The organism is Verticiella alkaliphila, assembly GCF_018904615.1.
Classification (GTDB): Bacteria; Pseudomonadota; Gammaproteobacteria; order Burkholderiales; family Burkholderiaceae_B; genus Verticiella; species Verticiella alkaliphila.
Window position 1 is genome coordinate 51,415 of record NZ_JADCNH010000002.1, and the last position, 15,559, is coordinate 66,973.

Here is a 15,559-nt window from a genome sequence, read left to right on the forward strand (position 1 = left end):
CGCCGACATCGCGGCGTTTGGGCCAGGCGGCGCTGACGGTGCCGTGCTGCGAGATGCTGGACAGCCTTCCCGGGCACCGCAGATCCCAGTCCTGGCCGTCGTCGGCGTCGGCCTGATCGGCGGCTCGTTCGCCGCGGCGTTGCGTGCTGCCGGCGTGGTTGGCCGCATCATCGGCGTGGGCCGCAATCCCGCCTCGCTCGCGCAAGCGCAGCAGCTCGGCCTCATCGACGAGGTCGCGGATGCCGCCACGGCCGCCGCGCAGGCTGATCTGATCTTTCTCTCGACGCCCGTGGGCGCGATGCCTGCTGTGCTGCGCACGATGGCGTCGCACCTGTGCGTCAACGCCGTCGTCACTGATGGCGGCAGCACCAAACAGGACGTGATTGCCGCCGCCCGTGAAGGCCTGGGCGAGCGGATTGGCCAGTTCGTGCCTGGGCATCCCATCGCAGGCAGTGAGCGCACGGGGCCCGAGGCGGCCAATGCCGATCTGTATCGTGGTCGGCACGTGGTGCTGACGCCGCTGGCGCAGAACACGCCGGCCCAGGTCGCATTCGTCGAGGCCGCCTGGGCGGCGTGCGGCGCGCGGTTGAGCACGATGCCGGCCGATGAACACGACCAGATCCTGGCCAGCGTCAGCCACCTGCCGCACTTGCTGGCAGCCGCCTACGTGGCGCAGATCGACGCCAGCGGAGACGGCGCCCGCCGCCTGAGCTATGCCGGCAGCGGCTTTCGGGACTTCTCGCGCATCGCCGCCGGATCCGCCGAGATGTGGCGCGACATCTTCCTCGCCAATCGGGAAGCGCTGCTGGCAGAGTTTGAGGCCGTGCAGGCCACGCTGGATACGGTGGCCGGCTTCATCCGCGAGGATCAGGGCGAGGCGCTCGAAGCGTTCCTCGCGCGCGCCGCACGCGTGCGCGGCGGCTGGCGGCACGAGTAACGTACCGGAGCACACGAGGCCTTGCGCCGTTGGCGCACGCCCACGCGCACCGGCCTGACGCGTCAGCCCCGCGCGCGCCTGGCCTTCACCGCGTCGGCCAGCGCGGCCAGCACGGGCTCGGTCTGTGTCCAGCCCAGGCAGGCGTCGGTGATGGACACGCCGGGGCGCAGCGCAACACCGGGCTTGAGATCCTGGCGGCCTTCTTCCAGGTGACTCTCCAGCATGAGGCCGGTGATGCGGTGCTCGCCGCCCGCGATCTGGCGCGCCACGTCCTGGGCCACGTCGGCCTGGCGCAGATGCGACTTGTTCGAATTGGCGTGCGAGCAGTCCACCATGACCTGCTCGCGCAGGGCGGCGGCGCGCAGCGCGGCGCAGGCTTCCTCCACGTGCGCGGCGTCGTAGTTCGGCCCGGATTTGCCACCGCGCAGGATGACGTGCACGTCCTCGTTGCCCCGCGTCTCGAAGATGGCGGCCATGCCCATTTTGGTCATGCCCATGAAGGCATGGCTCGCGCGCGCGGCCACCATGGCGTCGGCGGCCACCTGGATGCCGCCGTCCGTGCCGTTCTTGAAACCCAGCGGCGTGCTCAGGCCGGAGCACAGCTGCCGGTGGCTCGGACTTTCCGTGGTGCGTGCGCCGATGGCGCCCCAGGCGACGAGATCCGCAATGTACTGCGGGCTCAGCAGATCCAGGAACTCCGTGCCCGTGGGCAGGCCCAGGGCATTGATCTCGAGCAGCAGCTCGCGTGCGCGGCGCAGGCCTTCGTTGATGCGAAAGCTGCCGTCCAGACGCGGATCGTTGATGTAGCCCTTCCAGCCCAGCGTGGTGCGCGGCTTCTCGAAGTACACGCGCATCACGATGAGGAGCTCCCCACGCAGGGCGTCGGCCGTGACCTTCAGGCGGCGCGCGTAATCCAGCGCCTGGTCGTGGTCATGGATGGAGCAGGGGCCGATCACCGCGACGAGCCGGTCATCGCGGCCATGCAGCACGTCGGCGATCTGCGCGCGGCTTGCCTCAACCAACGTCTGCACGCTCGCGGGCGCCGGCACTTCGTCCAGCAACAACGCCGGCGAGATCAACGGGCGCACGGCACGAATCCGCACGTCATCGATGCGGGTGGCATCCAGCGTGCCGTTGCCAGTCTCACGATCGTGGGCAAAATCATCCATGTCAGCGCACTCGCATGCCGGGCTGGGCGCCCGGGAAGGGTTCGAGCACATAGATGCCCGGATTGGCCTTTTCGTCTGCGTGGCTGGCGGCGAGCACCATGCCTTCGGAGACGCCGAACTTCATAGTGCGCGGCGCGAGGTTGGCCACGAGCACGGTGAGCTTGCCCACCAGCTGCGCGGGCTCGTAGGCTGAACGGATGCCGGAGAACACGTTGCGGTGACGCCCTTCGCCCGCATCCAGCGTGAGGCGCAGCAGCTTCTTCGCGCCTTCGACGTAGTCGCAGGCGACGATGCGCGCGATGCGCAGGTCCACCTTGGCGAAGTCGTCGATGGTGATGGTGGGAGCGATGGCCTCACCGCCGGGCAGGGCACCATCGGAGACCGTCTCTACGGCGGGTACGGCGGCAGCCACCGGCGCAGCCGCCGGGGCGGCCACAGCGGCAGGCGGCGCGTCAGCCGCAGCGGGAATCGTGTCGAAGAGCGCATCGAGCTGCTTGGCATCGACGCGCTGCATCAGGTGCTGGTACGTGGCGATGCGCGTGGAGGCTACGGTGGCGTCGGCCCAGGTGAAATCGCGATCCAGGCCGAAGAGTTCACGCGCCACGCGGGCGGACAGCGCCGGCAGCACCGGGGCAAGCAACACGGACAAGGCCTTGAAGCCGGCGATGGCCTGCGAGCACACGCGGTGCAGCGCTTCGCGCTGGACGGCGTCCACCGCCGCGCTGCGCGCCATCACCCACGGCTGGGCCGTGTCGAACACCTGGTTGATGCGGTCGGCCAGCGCCATGGTCTCGCGGATGGCGCGGCCATACTCGCGGGTCTCGTAGGCAGTCGCCACCGAGGCGGCCACCGCCTGGACTTCGGCGAGGAAGTCCGCGTCCGGCACGGCGAGCTCACCCTCGAAGTGCTGGTGGATGAACTTGGCGGCGCGGCTGGCGATGTTGACATACTTGCCGACGAGGTCGCTGTTGACCCGGGCCATGAAGTCTTCCGGGTTGAAGTCCACGTCCTCGACACGCGCGTTGAGCTTGGCGGCGATGTAGTAGCGCAGCCATTCCGGGTTCATGCCGGTGTCCAGGTAGCGCAGCGGAGAGATGCCCGTGCCGCGGCTCTTGGACATCTTGGCGCCGCTCACGGTGATGAAGCCGTGCACGTTGATCTGGTCCGGCGTCTTGCGGCCCGAGAAGTGCAGCATCGCGGGCCAGAAGAGGGCGTGGAAGTAGACGATGTCCTTACCGATGAAGTGCACTTGTTCAGTGCCGCCGGCCGGATCCAGCAAGGTGTCCATGTCCAGGCCCTGCTTGGCGCAGTAGGCGGACAGGGACGCCAGGTAGCCCACGGGGGCATCCAGCCAGACGTAGAAGTACTTGCCGGGGGCATCCGGGATCTCGATGCCGAAGTAGGGCGAGTCCCGCGAGATGTCCCAGTCGGCGAGCTTGCCGTCTTCGCCCAGCCATTCGCGCGTCTTGGCGAACACCTCGGGCTGCAGGTGCGGTGTGCCCTGCGCGTTGCGCCCGGCCGTCCATTCCTGCAGGAAGGCCACGCAGCGCGGGTCGGAGAGCTTGAAGAAGAGATGCTCGGACTGGCGCAGCACGGGCGTGGCGCCCGTGAGCGTGGACTTGGGCTCGATGAGATCCGTGGGCGCATAGACGGCGCCACAGACTTCGCAGGAATCGCCATTCTGCTCGGGCGACTTGCAGCGCGGGCAGGTGCCCTGGATGTAGCGGTCCGGCAGGAACATTGCCTTGACCGGATCGTAGAACTGCTCGATGACGCGCGAATCGATCAGGCCGGCATCACGCAGGCGGCGGTAGATGTCGTGCGAGAGCGCGACGTTCTCCGGGCTGTGCGTGCTGTGCCAATGGTCGAACTGCACGTGAAAGCCGTTCAGGTATTGCGGGCGCTCGGCGGCGTAGCGTGCCACGAGCTGCTCCGGCGCAATGCCTTCCTTTTCGGCCTTGAGCATGATGGGCGCGCCGTGCGCGTCATCGGCCCCCACGAAGTGCACCGTGTGGCCCTGCGACCGCATGAAGCGCACCCAGATGTCGGCCTGGATGTATTCCATGATGTGGCCCACGTGGAAGGAGCCATTGGCGTAGGGCAGGGCAGTCGTGACGAAGAAGGTGCGGGACATGGCGGATTCTGTGGAAGGCACGGCAAACGGCAACAGGCGATTGTAGGCGCACCGTGGGGGTGCGCGCATCCCGGATCGCAGGGACGTGCGAACGCCGCGGGCCTCAGGGCCGCGGCGGCAGGGGGGACAGCAGGGTGGGGACGCGCCGCGCGGGCAGGGCAGACCGCCGCGCGCGCCGATCCATCAGGGCAGGTCGCGTGCTTCGACGTCGGTGACGTTGCGGTTGCGGCGAATCGCAGCGCGAGGGCGAGCCGGTTCGCTCACCTCGTCGGCGGCGTCAGCCGGTGCGGCACCCGGGCGCCGCACGAAACGCCATTGCGTGCCCCGGCGCGCCTGCCACATGGCGGCAGCGGGGAAGGGCTTGCCGCGCACGCGCGCGACCACGTACATGACGCCCAGCGCGATGGCGGTCGACACCATGAGCACGAAGGCCATGGCGATCCCCGCGAGTGCGAGCATCAGGACGACAACACTGCGAAGCAGTCGAGAAAGGGTATTCATAGGTCAAGTGTACCTTTTACGTAACTCCCTGGCGTTACAGGAAATTGCATCGGTGCGATAGGGCCCGGCTATCCGCTATGCTTCATGGGTTGAATGAATGCTAGACCCCAGGAAAACCATGTCGTTGACGACAGACCAGGTGCGCGACACCTTGAAGAACACCCTCGATCCCGACACCGGCCTGTCGCTGATGTCGACCGGGGCCGTCAAGCAGCTGTCGGTCGATGGCAACGATGTCTCGTTGGACCTCGAACTGGGCTATCCGGTTCAATCGCGCCTGCCGGCCCTGCGGACGTTGATCACCGAAGCGCTGATGGGTGAGGGGGCTGGCCGCGTCACGCTCAACCTCACCTGGAAGGTGCAGGCGCACGCCGTGCAAGCCGGGATCAAGCTGCTGCCCCAGGTGCGCAACATCATTGCGGTCGCTTCCGGCAAGGGCGGCGTGGGCAAGAGCACCACCGCCGTGAACCTGGCCCTGGCGCTGGCCGCCGAGGGCGCCACCGTGGGCCTGCTGGACGCGGACATCTACGGACCGAGCCAGCCCACCATGCTGGGCATCTCCGGCCAGCCGCGCACCGAAGACGGCATGAACATGGAGCCCATGCAGGGCCATGGGCTGCAGGTAAGCTCCATCGGCTTCCTGGTCGATCCGGAGGCGCCGATGGTCTGGCGCGGTCCGATGGTCACGCAGGCCCTGGAACAGTTGCTGCGCAAGACGCGCTGGGCCGATCTGGATTACCTCGTCGTCGACATGCCCCCGGGTACGGGCGACATCCAGCTCACGCTGGCGCAGAAGGTGCCGGTCACGGGCGCGGTGATCGTCACCACCCCGCAGGACATCGCGCTCATCGATGCGCGCCGCGGACTGCGCATGTTCGAGAAGGTGGGTGTGCCCATCTTCGGGATCGTCGAGAACATGGCCGTGCACATTTGCTCGAACTGTGGTCATGCCGAGCACATCTTCGGTGAAGGTGGCGGCGAGCGGATGGCCAAGGACGTGGGTGTGGACTGGCTGGGTGCGTTGCCCTTGTCGCTCGCGATCCGAGAGCAGACGGATGCGGGCAAGCCCACCGTCGTGGCGGAGCCCGACGGCGAGGCCGCCGCTGCCTATCGTGCGATCGCGCGCCGGGTGGCGGGCCGGGTTGCCGCGCAGGGGCGCGACATGTCGAGCAAATTTCCTTCCATCGTCGTGCAGAACACCTGAACCCGCATGCAGCGCTTCCGGCCCCGCGTCACTGTCGCCAGCCGCTGGCTGATTCTCGCACCCTGGGCGTTCGGGCTGTCTGCCGCGCATGCGCAGCAGGCCCGCCCTGAGGTCACGATCGACCCCGGTGGCGTACCTGCCGCGGTACTGCAGGCCGTGACGCGGTCCGTGGACCACATCGTGTCGCTGTCGCAGGACCAGGACGGCGGCGAAATCGACCGCCTGCGCCGACGGGTGCGCGACGTCACCATCACGGCTCTCGCCACCGAAGGCTACTTTTCGCCGGAAGTCACGCTCGACGTGGGCGAGGATGTTGGCGGGGAGACGTGGGACATTGCGATTCAGCCGGGCGAGCGCACCGTGGTGTCGACGCTGGATCTGGGTTTTTCCGGGGCCATCGAGCTGCCGGCCTACGCCGAGCGCGTCAGTGCCATGCGCAACGATTGGCGCCTGCCGGTGGGACAGCCGCTGCGCAGCGAGCAGTGGGAAACCGCCAAGCGCGAGCTCATCGGCTCGGTGAGCGAGCGGGATTTCGCGCTCGCCCGCATCCAGCAGTCGCAAGCACGGGTCGACGCCGATGCGGCGCAAGCCGATCTCACCGTCCAGGTCGAGAGCGGCCCGCAAGTCGTCCTGGGCGAACTCGAGATCATCGGGCTGCGGCGCGTGCCTGAGAGTCTCATCCGCCGGTACGTGGCGTACCAGCCGAACGAGACACGCTATGACCGGCGCCAGTTGATCCGCTGGCAGCAGGACATGCAGAGCACGCCATTCTTCTCGTCGGTCGACGTGGGGCTCACACGATCGACGGGGCGGCGCACCATCCAGCAGGTGGCCGATAGCGCCGCGCAAGCCGAGGGAGCGGGCGATCTGGATGCCATCCGGCGCACGCCGGCATCGCAGGCCGCAGCGGCCGAGGTGCCTGACGACGACGAGGACGACGACGACGCGCAGACGCGCGACACGGCCAGCGAGGCGCCGGCCGGCCAGGCGGCGCCGCGCAGCAATCTCATGCAGCGCGAGCGCCTGGTCGTCCCGGTGCGGGTGTCGGTGACGGAGGCACCCGCCCGGCGCGTGGGCGCGGCCATTGGCGTCGACACGGACGTTGGCCTGCGCGTGGAAGGCACCTACCGGCAGAACATCGTGGCAGGTCTGCCCGTCGAGCTCCAGTCCGGCATCGGCATCGACGCGGACCGCCAGACGGCCTTCGCGGATTTCTACCTGCCGCCGAGCCCCAAGGGCTATCGCGACCGCGTGGGCGTGCTGGCCGAGCACAACGACATCCAGGGGCAGGATGTGCGCCGCGTGGCGCTGGGCGGTGTGCGCAACCGCATCCGTCCGGCAGGCGACGGCAGCCGTGTCGAGTACGAAACCAACGCCGGCCTGGTGGCTGCGTATGATGACGTGCGTGTGGACGGCGGCGAGAGCTATACGCTGCCCTCACTCACGGCCACCTACCAGTGGCTGCGGCGAGACGTGGACAGCAAGTACAACCCGCGCCAGGGCCATCTGATCGATCTCGGCGTGGGCGTGGGCTCCTCCGTGCGCGACTTCAAGCCCTACAGCCGCCTGCAGGCCCGCGGCCAGTACTGGTGGCCGATCGGCGCGCGTGATCTCGTCACCGTGCGTGGCGAAGTGGGCAAGGTCTGGTCGGGCGGCAACACGCGCATCCCGGCGGATTTCGGATTCCGCACCGGTGGCGCACGCACGATCCGGGGCTATCGCTATCTGGGGCTGGGGATCGACGACGGCAATGCCGTCGTGGCGGCCCCCGCGTTGGCCGTCGCGAGTGTGGAGTACCAGCACTTCTTTACCGACATGCTGGGCGTCGGCGTGTTCGTCGATGCAGGGGATGCCGCGGCCTCGTTCCGCGACATGGACATCGCCTGGAGCGTGGGCAGCGGGCTGCGCGTGCGCACACCGGCCGGTCCGATCTTCGTCGACCTCGCCTGGGCCGACCGTGACAAGCGGTTGCGCCTGAGCTTCTCGCTGGGTCTGGCGTTTTGAAGGGCCGGCGCGCCCTTGTCTCGCGGCTGCGGCGGTCCCGTTCGCGCCGCGCGCAGTCCGGTTTCCTCACGGCGCTGCTGATCCTGGTGCTCGTGCTGGTCTCGGCGGTGGTGTTTCTCGTCACCACCAACGCCGGGGCGAATCTTGCGCTGCGGCTGGGCCTGTCGGCCACCGGGGGCAGCGTGACGAACGTGGAGGGCTCGCTCTGGCGCGGCCTGCGCGTGGGCGAGCTGCACTACACCAGCGAGACCCTGGACGTGCATGCGCGCGACGTCGTGCTCACCGTGGATTGGCCGGCCATCGCTCAGCGCCGCTTGCGTGTGCTCGAAGCGAGCGTGCAGTCGCTGGATCTGGCGCTGCGCAGCGACGACACGGCACCCGCCGAACCGTCGACCCCGTTCACGATGCCGGAGTGGCCGGCGCTGCCGGGCAGCGTCGAGCTGCGGCGCGTGGCGCTGGGCGAGCTGCGCGTCACGCAGGATGGCGAGCCGATCTACGTGGACGTGCGCGATGTCGTGGCCAGCCTGTCGGCCGACAGCGAAGGCGGCTTGCTGGTGCTCGAAAGCCTGTCCGTGCGCACACCGGAGGCGGGCGCCGATCTGCGCGGCACGGCCAGCGTGGGCGGGCGAAGCCCCTTGACGCTCGACGTGCGCGTGGCGGGTGACGTGCAGCAGGCCGATCTTGCGGCTGAACTCGACCTCACCGCGCAAGGCACGCTCGAAGACCTTGCGGTGATCCTGGTGGGATCGGGCGAGGGAATGGCGATCGACGCGAGCGCGCGGTTGGCGCCGCTGTCGTCCACGCTGCCCGTGCGCGCCTTGCGTGGCACCGTACGCGGCATCGATCCGGGCGCGTGGGTGGATGGCTTGCCCTCGGCACTGCTCAACCTCACCGTCGATGCCCAGCTCGATGGCGTGCTGCTGGCCGATGCGCAGGCGGCGCAGGAAGCCGAGGCTGCGGCCACGCCGGCGTCGGGCGCCAAGCCGCCGGCTGGGGTCAGTGCAGCGCGGCCTCAACCCGCTGACAGTACGTCGCCAGCGCCCGTGGCCCCCGCCCCAGCACCGGCCGAGGCCACCGATTGGCGCGAGACGATTCGTGGCCTCACCGCGCGGATCTCGCTGTCCATCGACGAAGGCAGCCTCTGGCAGAAGCAGCCGTTGCGCGGCAAGCTCGACGCGCGTCTGGAAGATGCGCGCCTGCCGGAGCTCGCCCTGGATCTGTCCGTGGCCAAGGAAAACACCGTCCGTCTGCGCGGCGCCTTCGGCGGCGCGGGCGACCAGATCACATTCGCCCTGGCCGCACCGCGGCCGGCGGCCTTCTGGCCAGGGCTGGAGGGCAGTGCCCGGCTGGAAGGTCAGCTGCGCGGCATGCTCGAAAAGCATGAGCTCACGGTGGCGGGCCGGGTGGATCACCCGCTGCTCGCCGCGGCCCCGCGGCCTGCCAATTCGGGCCGAAGGTGCGCATCGAGACCGTGGCACCGGGGCAGAACGAAGTCGTCGATACCGGTCAGGACGCGCTGGATCTGCCGAGCGTATTGCGTCAGGGCGCTTTCGACGTGCGGCTCGCCGTCAACGGGGCGTGGGACGCTGGCCGCCAAGGTCAACTGGGACCGGGTCGCGACGGTTGGCGCGGCACCATCGACACGCTGGACGTGCGCAATCGGCAGGCGGGCGTCGCCCTGGGCTCGGCCGCCCAGGTGGCGGTGGTGCCGGGCGAACCGCTGCTCTGGTCGGTCGGCCAGACCAACGTGCAGTTGCGCCTGCCCGGCCAGCGCGCCATCGTGATCGCGCACCGTGCCTCCAGCGGCAGCGGCACGCAGTGGCGCACGTCGGGTGCTGTCGATGGCCTCACGCCGGCCTGGCTCGTGGCGCAGCTGCCGCGGCTCAAGGATCCGTTGCGCGTAGACCTGGACTGGGATCTCACGATGGGCCAGGCGCTGGCTGGTACCGTTAATCTCACACGCCGCAGCGGCGATCTGGCCATTCCCGGCACGCCACCGCTGCAGGCCGGCCTCACCGAACTGCGGCTGCGCGCGCGCGCCACGCCCACCTCGGGTAACGCGAGCACGTTCGCCTTCGACGCGCGCGTCGCCGGCAAGATGCTGGGTTCCATCGACGCCACTGGCACCACCACGCTTACCGTGGTGGACGGTGTCCCCACCCTGGCCGAGACGCAGCCGGTCACGGTCGACGCCAAGCTCGCGATTGCGGACATCGCGGTCTTCAACGGCCTGGTGGGCGACACCATGGACATCGGCGGTCGCCTGGCGGGCGACGTGCGGGTGCAGCGCCAGGGTGGTGTGTGGGCCGCGGGCGGACCGCTCACCGGCTCGGGGCTGCGCGTGGTGCTGATCGACGAAGGCATCCGCCTGCTCGACGGCACGCTCAGTGCCCGCCTGGCCAATGGTCAACTCGTCGTGGACAGCCTGCGCTTTCCGGGCGTGATGCGCGCCGCGCCGCGCGACAGCCGCATCCAGGCGTGGCTGAAGAACAACGCGGCGGGCTCGGCCGTGGAGGCGACCGGCGCCTGGTCGCTCGAAAGCTCGAGCGGACAGGCCACCGTCACGCTCACCCGCTTTCCGCTGGTGCAGCGTGCGGACCGCTTCATCGCGGGCTCGGGCAAGGTCGACATCGTGATGGGCCCCAACCGTCTGGACATCACGGGCAAGGCCGTGGCCGACGTGGGCTGGATCAGTCTGGAGGGCGCGTCCGACGTGCCCTCGCTTGCGAGCGACATCGTCATCGTGCGCGCAGGCGACGAGGCCGAGCGCGCCACCGCCTTGCCCATGCGGCTGGATCTGGAAGTGGATCTCGGCCGGCAGTTCTACCTGCGCGGCATGGGCCTGGACACCGCGCTCGAAGGGTCGATCCGCATCCGCAACACGCGCGCCGGCCTGCGCGCCAACGGCGTCGTGAACACGCGCGAAGGCCGCTTCAGCATCTATGGCCAGACGCTGGTCGTGCGCAAGGGCGCGGTGACGTTCCAGGGCCTGCTGGACGATCCGCTGCTCGACATCATCGCCGTGCGCGAAGGCGTGCGCATCGAGGCCGGCGTGCAAGTGAGCGGCACGGTGCGCCAGCCGATCATCTCGCTCGTGTCATATCCGGACGTGCCCGAGGTGGAGAAGCTCTCGTGGCTGCTGCTGGGACGGGGCCCCGATGCGAGTGGCGCCGACGCCGGCATGCTGCTCGCGGCGGCGGCATCCTTGCTGGGCGATGAGGACAGCGAACCGATCTACCGACAGCTCGGCCTGGATGAACTCGGGCTGCGCTCCGGTCTGAACAGCGGGCTGGGCGGGCTGCTGCCTGAGCGTACGGTGGTGGGCAGCGTGACCTCATCCGTCGATAACAATGCCGATGCGCAGTTCCTCGTGATCGGCAAGCGGCTGAACGACGCGTTGTATCTGACCTTCGAGCAGGCCTTGTCCGGCAGCGAGACCGTGGTGCGCGCGAGCTACCAGATCTCCGAGCGGCTGACGGCGGCCGTGCAGGGCGGCACGATCAACGGCCTGCGTCTCGTCTGGTCGCTGGTATTCGACGATTGAGGGGTGGGGCGCCGGGCATGGCGACCTGCCCCGGTGCCCCGTCTCGCCGGCTTTGGGCTACCCTGGCGCCTTCGCCCTCTGCGGTTGCGCTCATGTCCAATTCCTCACCGCCGCCTGCCGATCCGTCGTCCGACGCGCGTGCGCGCCGTCGCGGGCGCGGCCATGGCGGCATCACGCTGACCGACGTGGCGCGCCTGGCCGGGGTCTCGCCGATGAGCGCATCGCGTGCCCTCAATTCGCCGGATCAGGTCTCCGAGCAGATCCGCGCCCGTGTGCGGGCCGCGGTGGAGCGCACGGGGTATGTGGCCAACCGCGTCGCCGGGGCGCTTGCGTCCCAGCGCAGCCGGCTGGTGGCGGCGGTGGTGCCGTCCATTGCCGGGCCCGTGTTCCAGGACATGGTGCAGTCGCTGATCGCCGAGCTCGCCGCGTCGGGCTACCAGCTCATGCTCGGCCAGAGTGGCTACGGGCTCCAGGAAGAGGATGCCCTGCTCGAGGCCATCATCGGGCGGCGTCCCGACGGCGTGGTGCTGGGCGGGGTCGTTCCCTCTGCGGCGGGGCGGCTGCGCCTGCGTGCCTCGGGCATTCCCGTCGTCCAGACCTGGGATCGGCTGGATGACCCGATCGACATGCTCGTGGGCTTTTCCCACGAGGCGATCGCCACGGCGGTGGCGCACTTCCTGGTGGCGCGTGGACACCGTCAGCTGGCCTTCGTCGGCGGCGACCATGAACGTGCGCTGCGGCGCGCCGCCGCATTCCAGCAGGCTGCGCAGCAGGCGGCGGGCGAAGGTAAGGCGGTGAGCGCGATCACCGAGGCGGTGCGTGCACCCGCAGGGGTCGGCAGTGGCCGGGAGGCGCTGCGCCAGATTCTCCAGCGCCAGCCGGGCACCCAGGCGGTGTTCTGCAGCTCCGACGTGCTTGCCCTGGGTGTGCTCACCGAGGCTCAAGCACAAGGGCGATCCGTGCCCGGCGAACTCGCCGTCATCGGCTTTGGGGATCTGCATTTCGCGGCGGACATCGTGCCTTCGCTCACCACCGTGCACATCGATTCTCAGGCGATTGGCCGCCATGCGGCACGTTTCATCGTGGCGTGTGCCGAGGGAAGGCGGCCTGCAGATACCTTCGTCGACGTTGGCTTCACGATCATCGAGCGCGACAGCGCTTGAGTCGAGGCGTCGCGCGAGGTTCCTGGCGTTCACCGTCTCCTGCCACCTAGGGGTAACCCTGGCTAGCGCTGGTCACCAGCGCTGGATATGATTTGGTAGCGCTACCAATTTGCGGCATGATCCTGTTGTCGTTTCCCTTGCCACCGGTTCCAACGTATTCCGTGCCATGTCAACTCGCATTCAGTCGGTTACCTGCCATCCGCTTCGCCTGCCGTTCGATCATGGTGGCCCCGCCCCGAAATTTGCCGGGCGGGTGCGCACTACGCTCGACAGTTGCCTGGTGCGAGTGACGCTGGACAATGGTCTGGTGGGTTGGGGTGAGGCCTATGGCGCGGAGCTGAACGCCATGGCCTCGATCTTCACGGGCCGAGTGGCGCCGCTGGCTTGCGGCCAGGATCCGACGGATCCGGGCCTCACGGCGGCACTGGACCGCATCCTGCACAACATGGGGCGCTCCGGGCTGGTCAGCCATGCCTTGAGCGGCCTGGATATCGCGCTCTGGGATCTGCGTGGCAAGCTGGCAGGGCAGCCCCTGCATGCGTTGTTGGGCGGCGCAAAGCGTCTGACGGTGCCTGCCTATGCCTCGTTGCTCCAGTACTACGGCGATGAGGCACTGGTCAGTCGCAACGTGCAGGCTGCTTGCGCAGCCGGCTACCGCCACATCAAGCTGCATGAGCGCACGCCGGGTGCCGTGCGGGCCGCGCGTCACGCGATGGGGCCGGCCATGCCGCTGATGGTGGACGTCAATTGCGCTTGGACTGCGTCTCAAGCCGCTGCGGAAGTCAACGCGATGCGTGACGATGATCCGTTGTGGATTGAGGAGCCGATCTGGCCGCCTGAGGACTTGTCCGCCCTGATGGCTTTGCGCGAGGCCACGGGCATACCCACGGCAGTCGGCGAGAACGCCAGCAGCCTGTACGAATTGCGCCAGATCATCGCCACCGGGGCGGCGGATTATCTGCAGCCGAGCGCCATCAAGGGCGGCGGCGTGAGCGTGCTCTGGGCCTTGTCCCAGGCGTGCGAAGGCACCTCGGTACGCTTCTCGCCGCAATCGGCCTTTTTTGGTCCCGGCTTTCTCGCCACCTTGCACGTGCTCGCTGCGCAGGCCACGCCTGCAGTGATCGAGCGGCTCTTCTGCAATCTCGGCTTCACACCCTACGCCCGCACGCTGACGTTTCAGGACGGCGCCTTCGCGGTGCCGAGCAGGCCTGGTCTTGGCGCTGACCCGGCCGATGAGACCGATCTTGCCCACTTTGCTGGCTGACACCAGCCCTCTCACAATAACTCCTGGAGACATCATGTCCACCGTCAATCGCCGTCACTGGCTGCAGGCTTCCGGCGCACTGGCGCTCGGCGCTGTCATCGGCATGCCGGCCATCGCTACCGCGCAGGTCAACACGGCCCAGCCCGTGCGCGTCATCGTGCCGTATCCGCCCGGCGCGGCCACCGACGCCTTGTCGCGGCTGCTGGCGCAGGCGCTCGAGAAGGCCGCAGGCACCAACTTCATCATTGAGAACAAAAGTGGGGCCGGCTCGCAGATCGGCACCAAGGCGATCGCCACCGCGGCTCCTGATGGGCAGACGCTGGGCTTCATCGATACGGCGTTCGCGATCAACCCTGGCCTGATCGGCACGGCCCTGCCGTACGACACCGACAAGGACTTCACGCCGCTGTCGCTCATGGCGAGCGCGCAGCTCGTGCTGGTGGTGCATCCCTCGGTGAAGGTCAACTCGATGGCGGAGTTCGTGACGCTTGGCAAGGCCAAGCCCGGCACGCTGAATTATGGGTCGGCCGGCGTGGGCAGCGCGCCGCATCTGGCCGGCGAGCAACTGCGCGGCGCGGCGGGCGTCGACGTGATGCACATCGCGTATCGCGGTGGCGCCACCGTGATCACCGATCTGCTCGCCGGGCAGATCCAGTTCGGCTTCTTCACTGTGCCCACCATGTACGACCATATCCGGGCCGGCTCCGTGCGAGCGCTGGCCGTGACCGGCGACGCGCGCAGCCCACGGCTGCCCGACGTGCCGACCATGGCCGAGGCTGGCCTGCCAGCGGTGGACGCCACGCCGTTCTTCGGGCTGATCGGCCCAGCCGGGTTGTCGCCGCAGACCGTGTCGCAACTGAGTCAGGCTGCGTCGGAGGCGGTGCGCAGTGGCCCGTTGCGCGAGCGGCTGGTCGAGATGGGCTTCGTTCCCGTGGGCAGTACCCACGACGAGTTCGCGCAACGCCTGCAGGCCGAGATCGCGAAGTGGCGCGAGGTGATCCGCGTTGGCGGGATCAAGCCGGATGCCTGATCCTGATGCAGGCCGTGACCGATACGTGCCGGTGGCTCCGGATGCCCTGGACACGGCATCGCGGGCTTTGTACGAGCGCCTGCTGGCCGAGCGCGGGCGCGTGCCGGCGCCGTTCGTTCCCCTGCTGGCCACGCCGCCCGTGGGCGAGGCCATCGCACAGTGGTCGGCGGCGCTTCAGGCTGGCGCGCTGCCCGATGCTGTGCGCGAAGCCGTCTTTCTGCGGGTCGCCCGGCGCCAGCGCTGCCGCTACCTGTGGGCCAACCATGTCGGCAGGGCGCGCGCGGCGGGGTTGCCGGACACCGTGATCGCGGCGTTGGCGAGCGGTGCGCCGGTCGCGCCCGCGCACGCCGTGGCCGCGACGGTGGCAGATGACCAGACGCGGCAGGCACTGGCCGCCGTGGCGCCCGCGCTGGCGTTGACGACGGCACTGCTGGAGACCGCGGTGGTGACGGACGCCCAGGTGGACGCCGTGCAAGCCGTGCTGGGCACACGCGGCGTGGTCGAGCTCACCAGCTTCTGTGGCTTCGCGGTGTCGGTTGCGTTGCTGCTCACCCTGCGTCAGCCAAGCCTGCCGGCAGGCGTGCCGGTACCGTTCTGAGGGCGGTCCAG

At 69.0% G+C, this 15,559-nt stretch carries 12 protein-coding genes; 9 read left to right on the plus strand and 3 right to left on the minus strand.

What is annotated here, in order from left to right; all coding sequences use genetic code 11:
* Positions 1–46: 46 nt before the first annotated feature.
* Entirely contained in the window at positions 47–937 is an 891-nt protein-coding gene (locus IMZ29_RS01840; RefSeq protein WP_253206697.1) for a prephenate dehydrogenase, read from the plus strand.
* 62 nt (positions 938–999) lie between these two features.
* Here the strand turns inward: IMZ29_RS01840 and IMZ29_RS01845 are convergent, their stop codons facing one another.
* From IMZ29_RS01845 to IMZ29_RS01855, 3 genes are all read right to left on the minus strand, one after another.
* Positions 1,000–2,106: a 3-deoxy-7-phosphoheptulonate synthase gene (locus IMZ29_RS01845; RefSeq protein ID WP_216179741.1), complete on the minus strand. Its 1,107-nt coding sequence runs from the start codon at positions 2,104–2,106 to the stop codon at positions 1,000–1,002.
* 1 nt (position 2,107) lies between these two features.
* Positions 2,108–4,240 (minus strand): methionine--tRNA ligase, encoded by a 2,133-nt coding sequence (gene metG / locus IMZ29_RS01850; protein WP_216179745.1) that lies wholly within the window; start codon positions 4,238–4,240, stop codon positions 2,108–2,110.
* Positions 4,241–4,423: 183 nt separating this feature from the next.
* Positions 4,424–4,741, minus strand: a complete 318-nt coding sequence (locus tag IMZ29_RS01855; RefSeq protein ID WP_216179747.1) for a hypothetical protein — start codon at positions 4,739–4,741, stop codon at positions 4,424–4,426.
* A 118-nt stretch (positions 4,742–4,859) separates the two neighbouring features.
* Between IMZ29_RS01855 and apbC the strand changes: the two genes are divergently transcribed.
* The 8 genes from apbC (at position 4,860) to IMZ29_RS01890 (ending at position 15,548) form a co-directional block, all read left to right on the plus strand.
* Positions 4,860–5,945, plus strand: coding sequence for an iron-sulfur cluster carrier protein ApbC (gene apbC, locus IMZ29_RS01860; RefSeq protein WP_216179749.1), 1,086 nt, complete (start codon positions 4,860–4,862; stop codon positions 5,943–5,945).
* A 6-nt stretch (positions 5,946–5,951) separates the two neighbouring features.
* Positions 5,952–7,949: an autotransporter assembly complex protein TamA gene (locus tag IMZ29_RS01865; RefSeq protein ID WP_216179751.1), complete on the plus strand. Its 1,998-nt coding sequence runs from the start codon at positions 5,952–5,954 to the stop codon at positions 7,947–7,949.
* On the plus strand, positions 7,946–9,733 hold the full coding sequence (locus IMZ29_RS22515) for a translocation/assembly module TamB domain-containing protein (RefSeq protein WP_253206656.1): 1,788 nt from the start codon (positions 7,946–7,948) through the stop codon (positions 9,731–9,733). Before IMZ29_RS01865 ends, IMZ29_RS22515 begins: the two co-directional genes overlap by 4 nt.
* A gap of 659 nt (positions 9,734–10,392) precedes the next feature.
* Entirely contained in the window at positions 10,393–11,493 is a 1,101-nt protein-coding gene (locus IMZ29_RS22520; RefSeq protein WP_253206699.1) for a translocation/assembly module TamB domain-containing protein, read from the plus strand.
* A 92-nt stretch (positions 11,494–11,585) separates the two neighbouring features.
* Positions 11,586–12,656, plus strand: coding sequence for a LacI family DNA-binding transcriptional regulator (locus IMZ29_RS01875; RefSeq protein WP_216179755.1), 1,071 nt, complete (start codon positions 11,586–11,588; stop codon positions 12,654–12,656).
* 166 nt (positions 12,657–12,822) lie between these two features.
* Complete coding sequence (locus IMZ29_RS01880) at positions 12,823–13,920, plus strand: mandelate racemase/muconate lactonizing enzyme family protein (RefSeq protein ID WP_216179757.1); 1,098 nt, start codon at positions 12,823–12,825, stop codon at positions 13,918–13,920.
* Between the two features lie 34 nt (positions 13,921–13,954).
* The gene (locus IMZ29_RS01885; protein WP_216179759.1) at positions 13,955–14,950 is read left to right on the plus strand and encodes a Bug family tripartite tricarboxylate transporter substrate binding protein; all 996 of its coding nucleotides are present in this window, start codon (positions 13,955–13,957) and stop codon (positions 14,948–14,950) included.
* Entirely contained in the window at positions 14,943–15,548 is a 606-nt protein-coding gene (locus IMZ29_RS01890; protein WP_216179762.1) for a carboxymuconolactone decarboxylase family protein, read from the plus strand. The genes IMZ29_RS01885 and IMZ29_RS01890 overlap by 8 nt, the downstream gene beginning before the upstream one ends.
* The last annotated feature ends 11 nt before the right edge of the window (positions 15,549–15,559 follow it).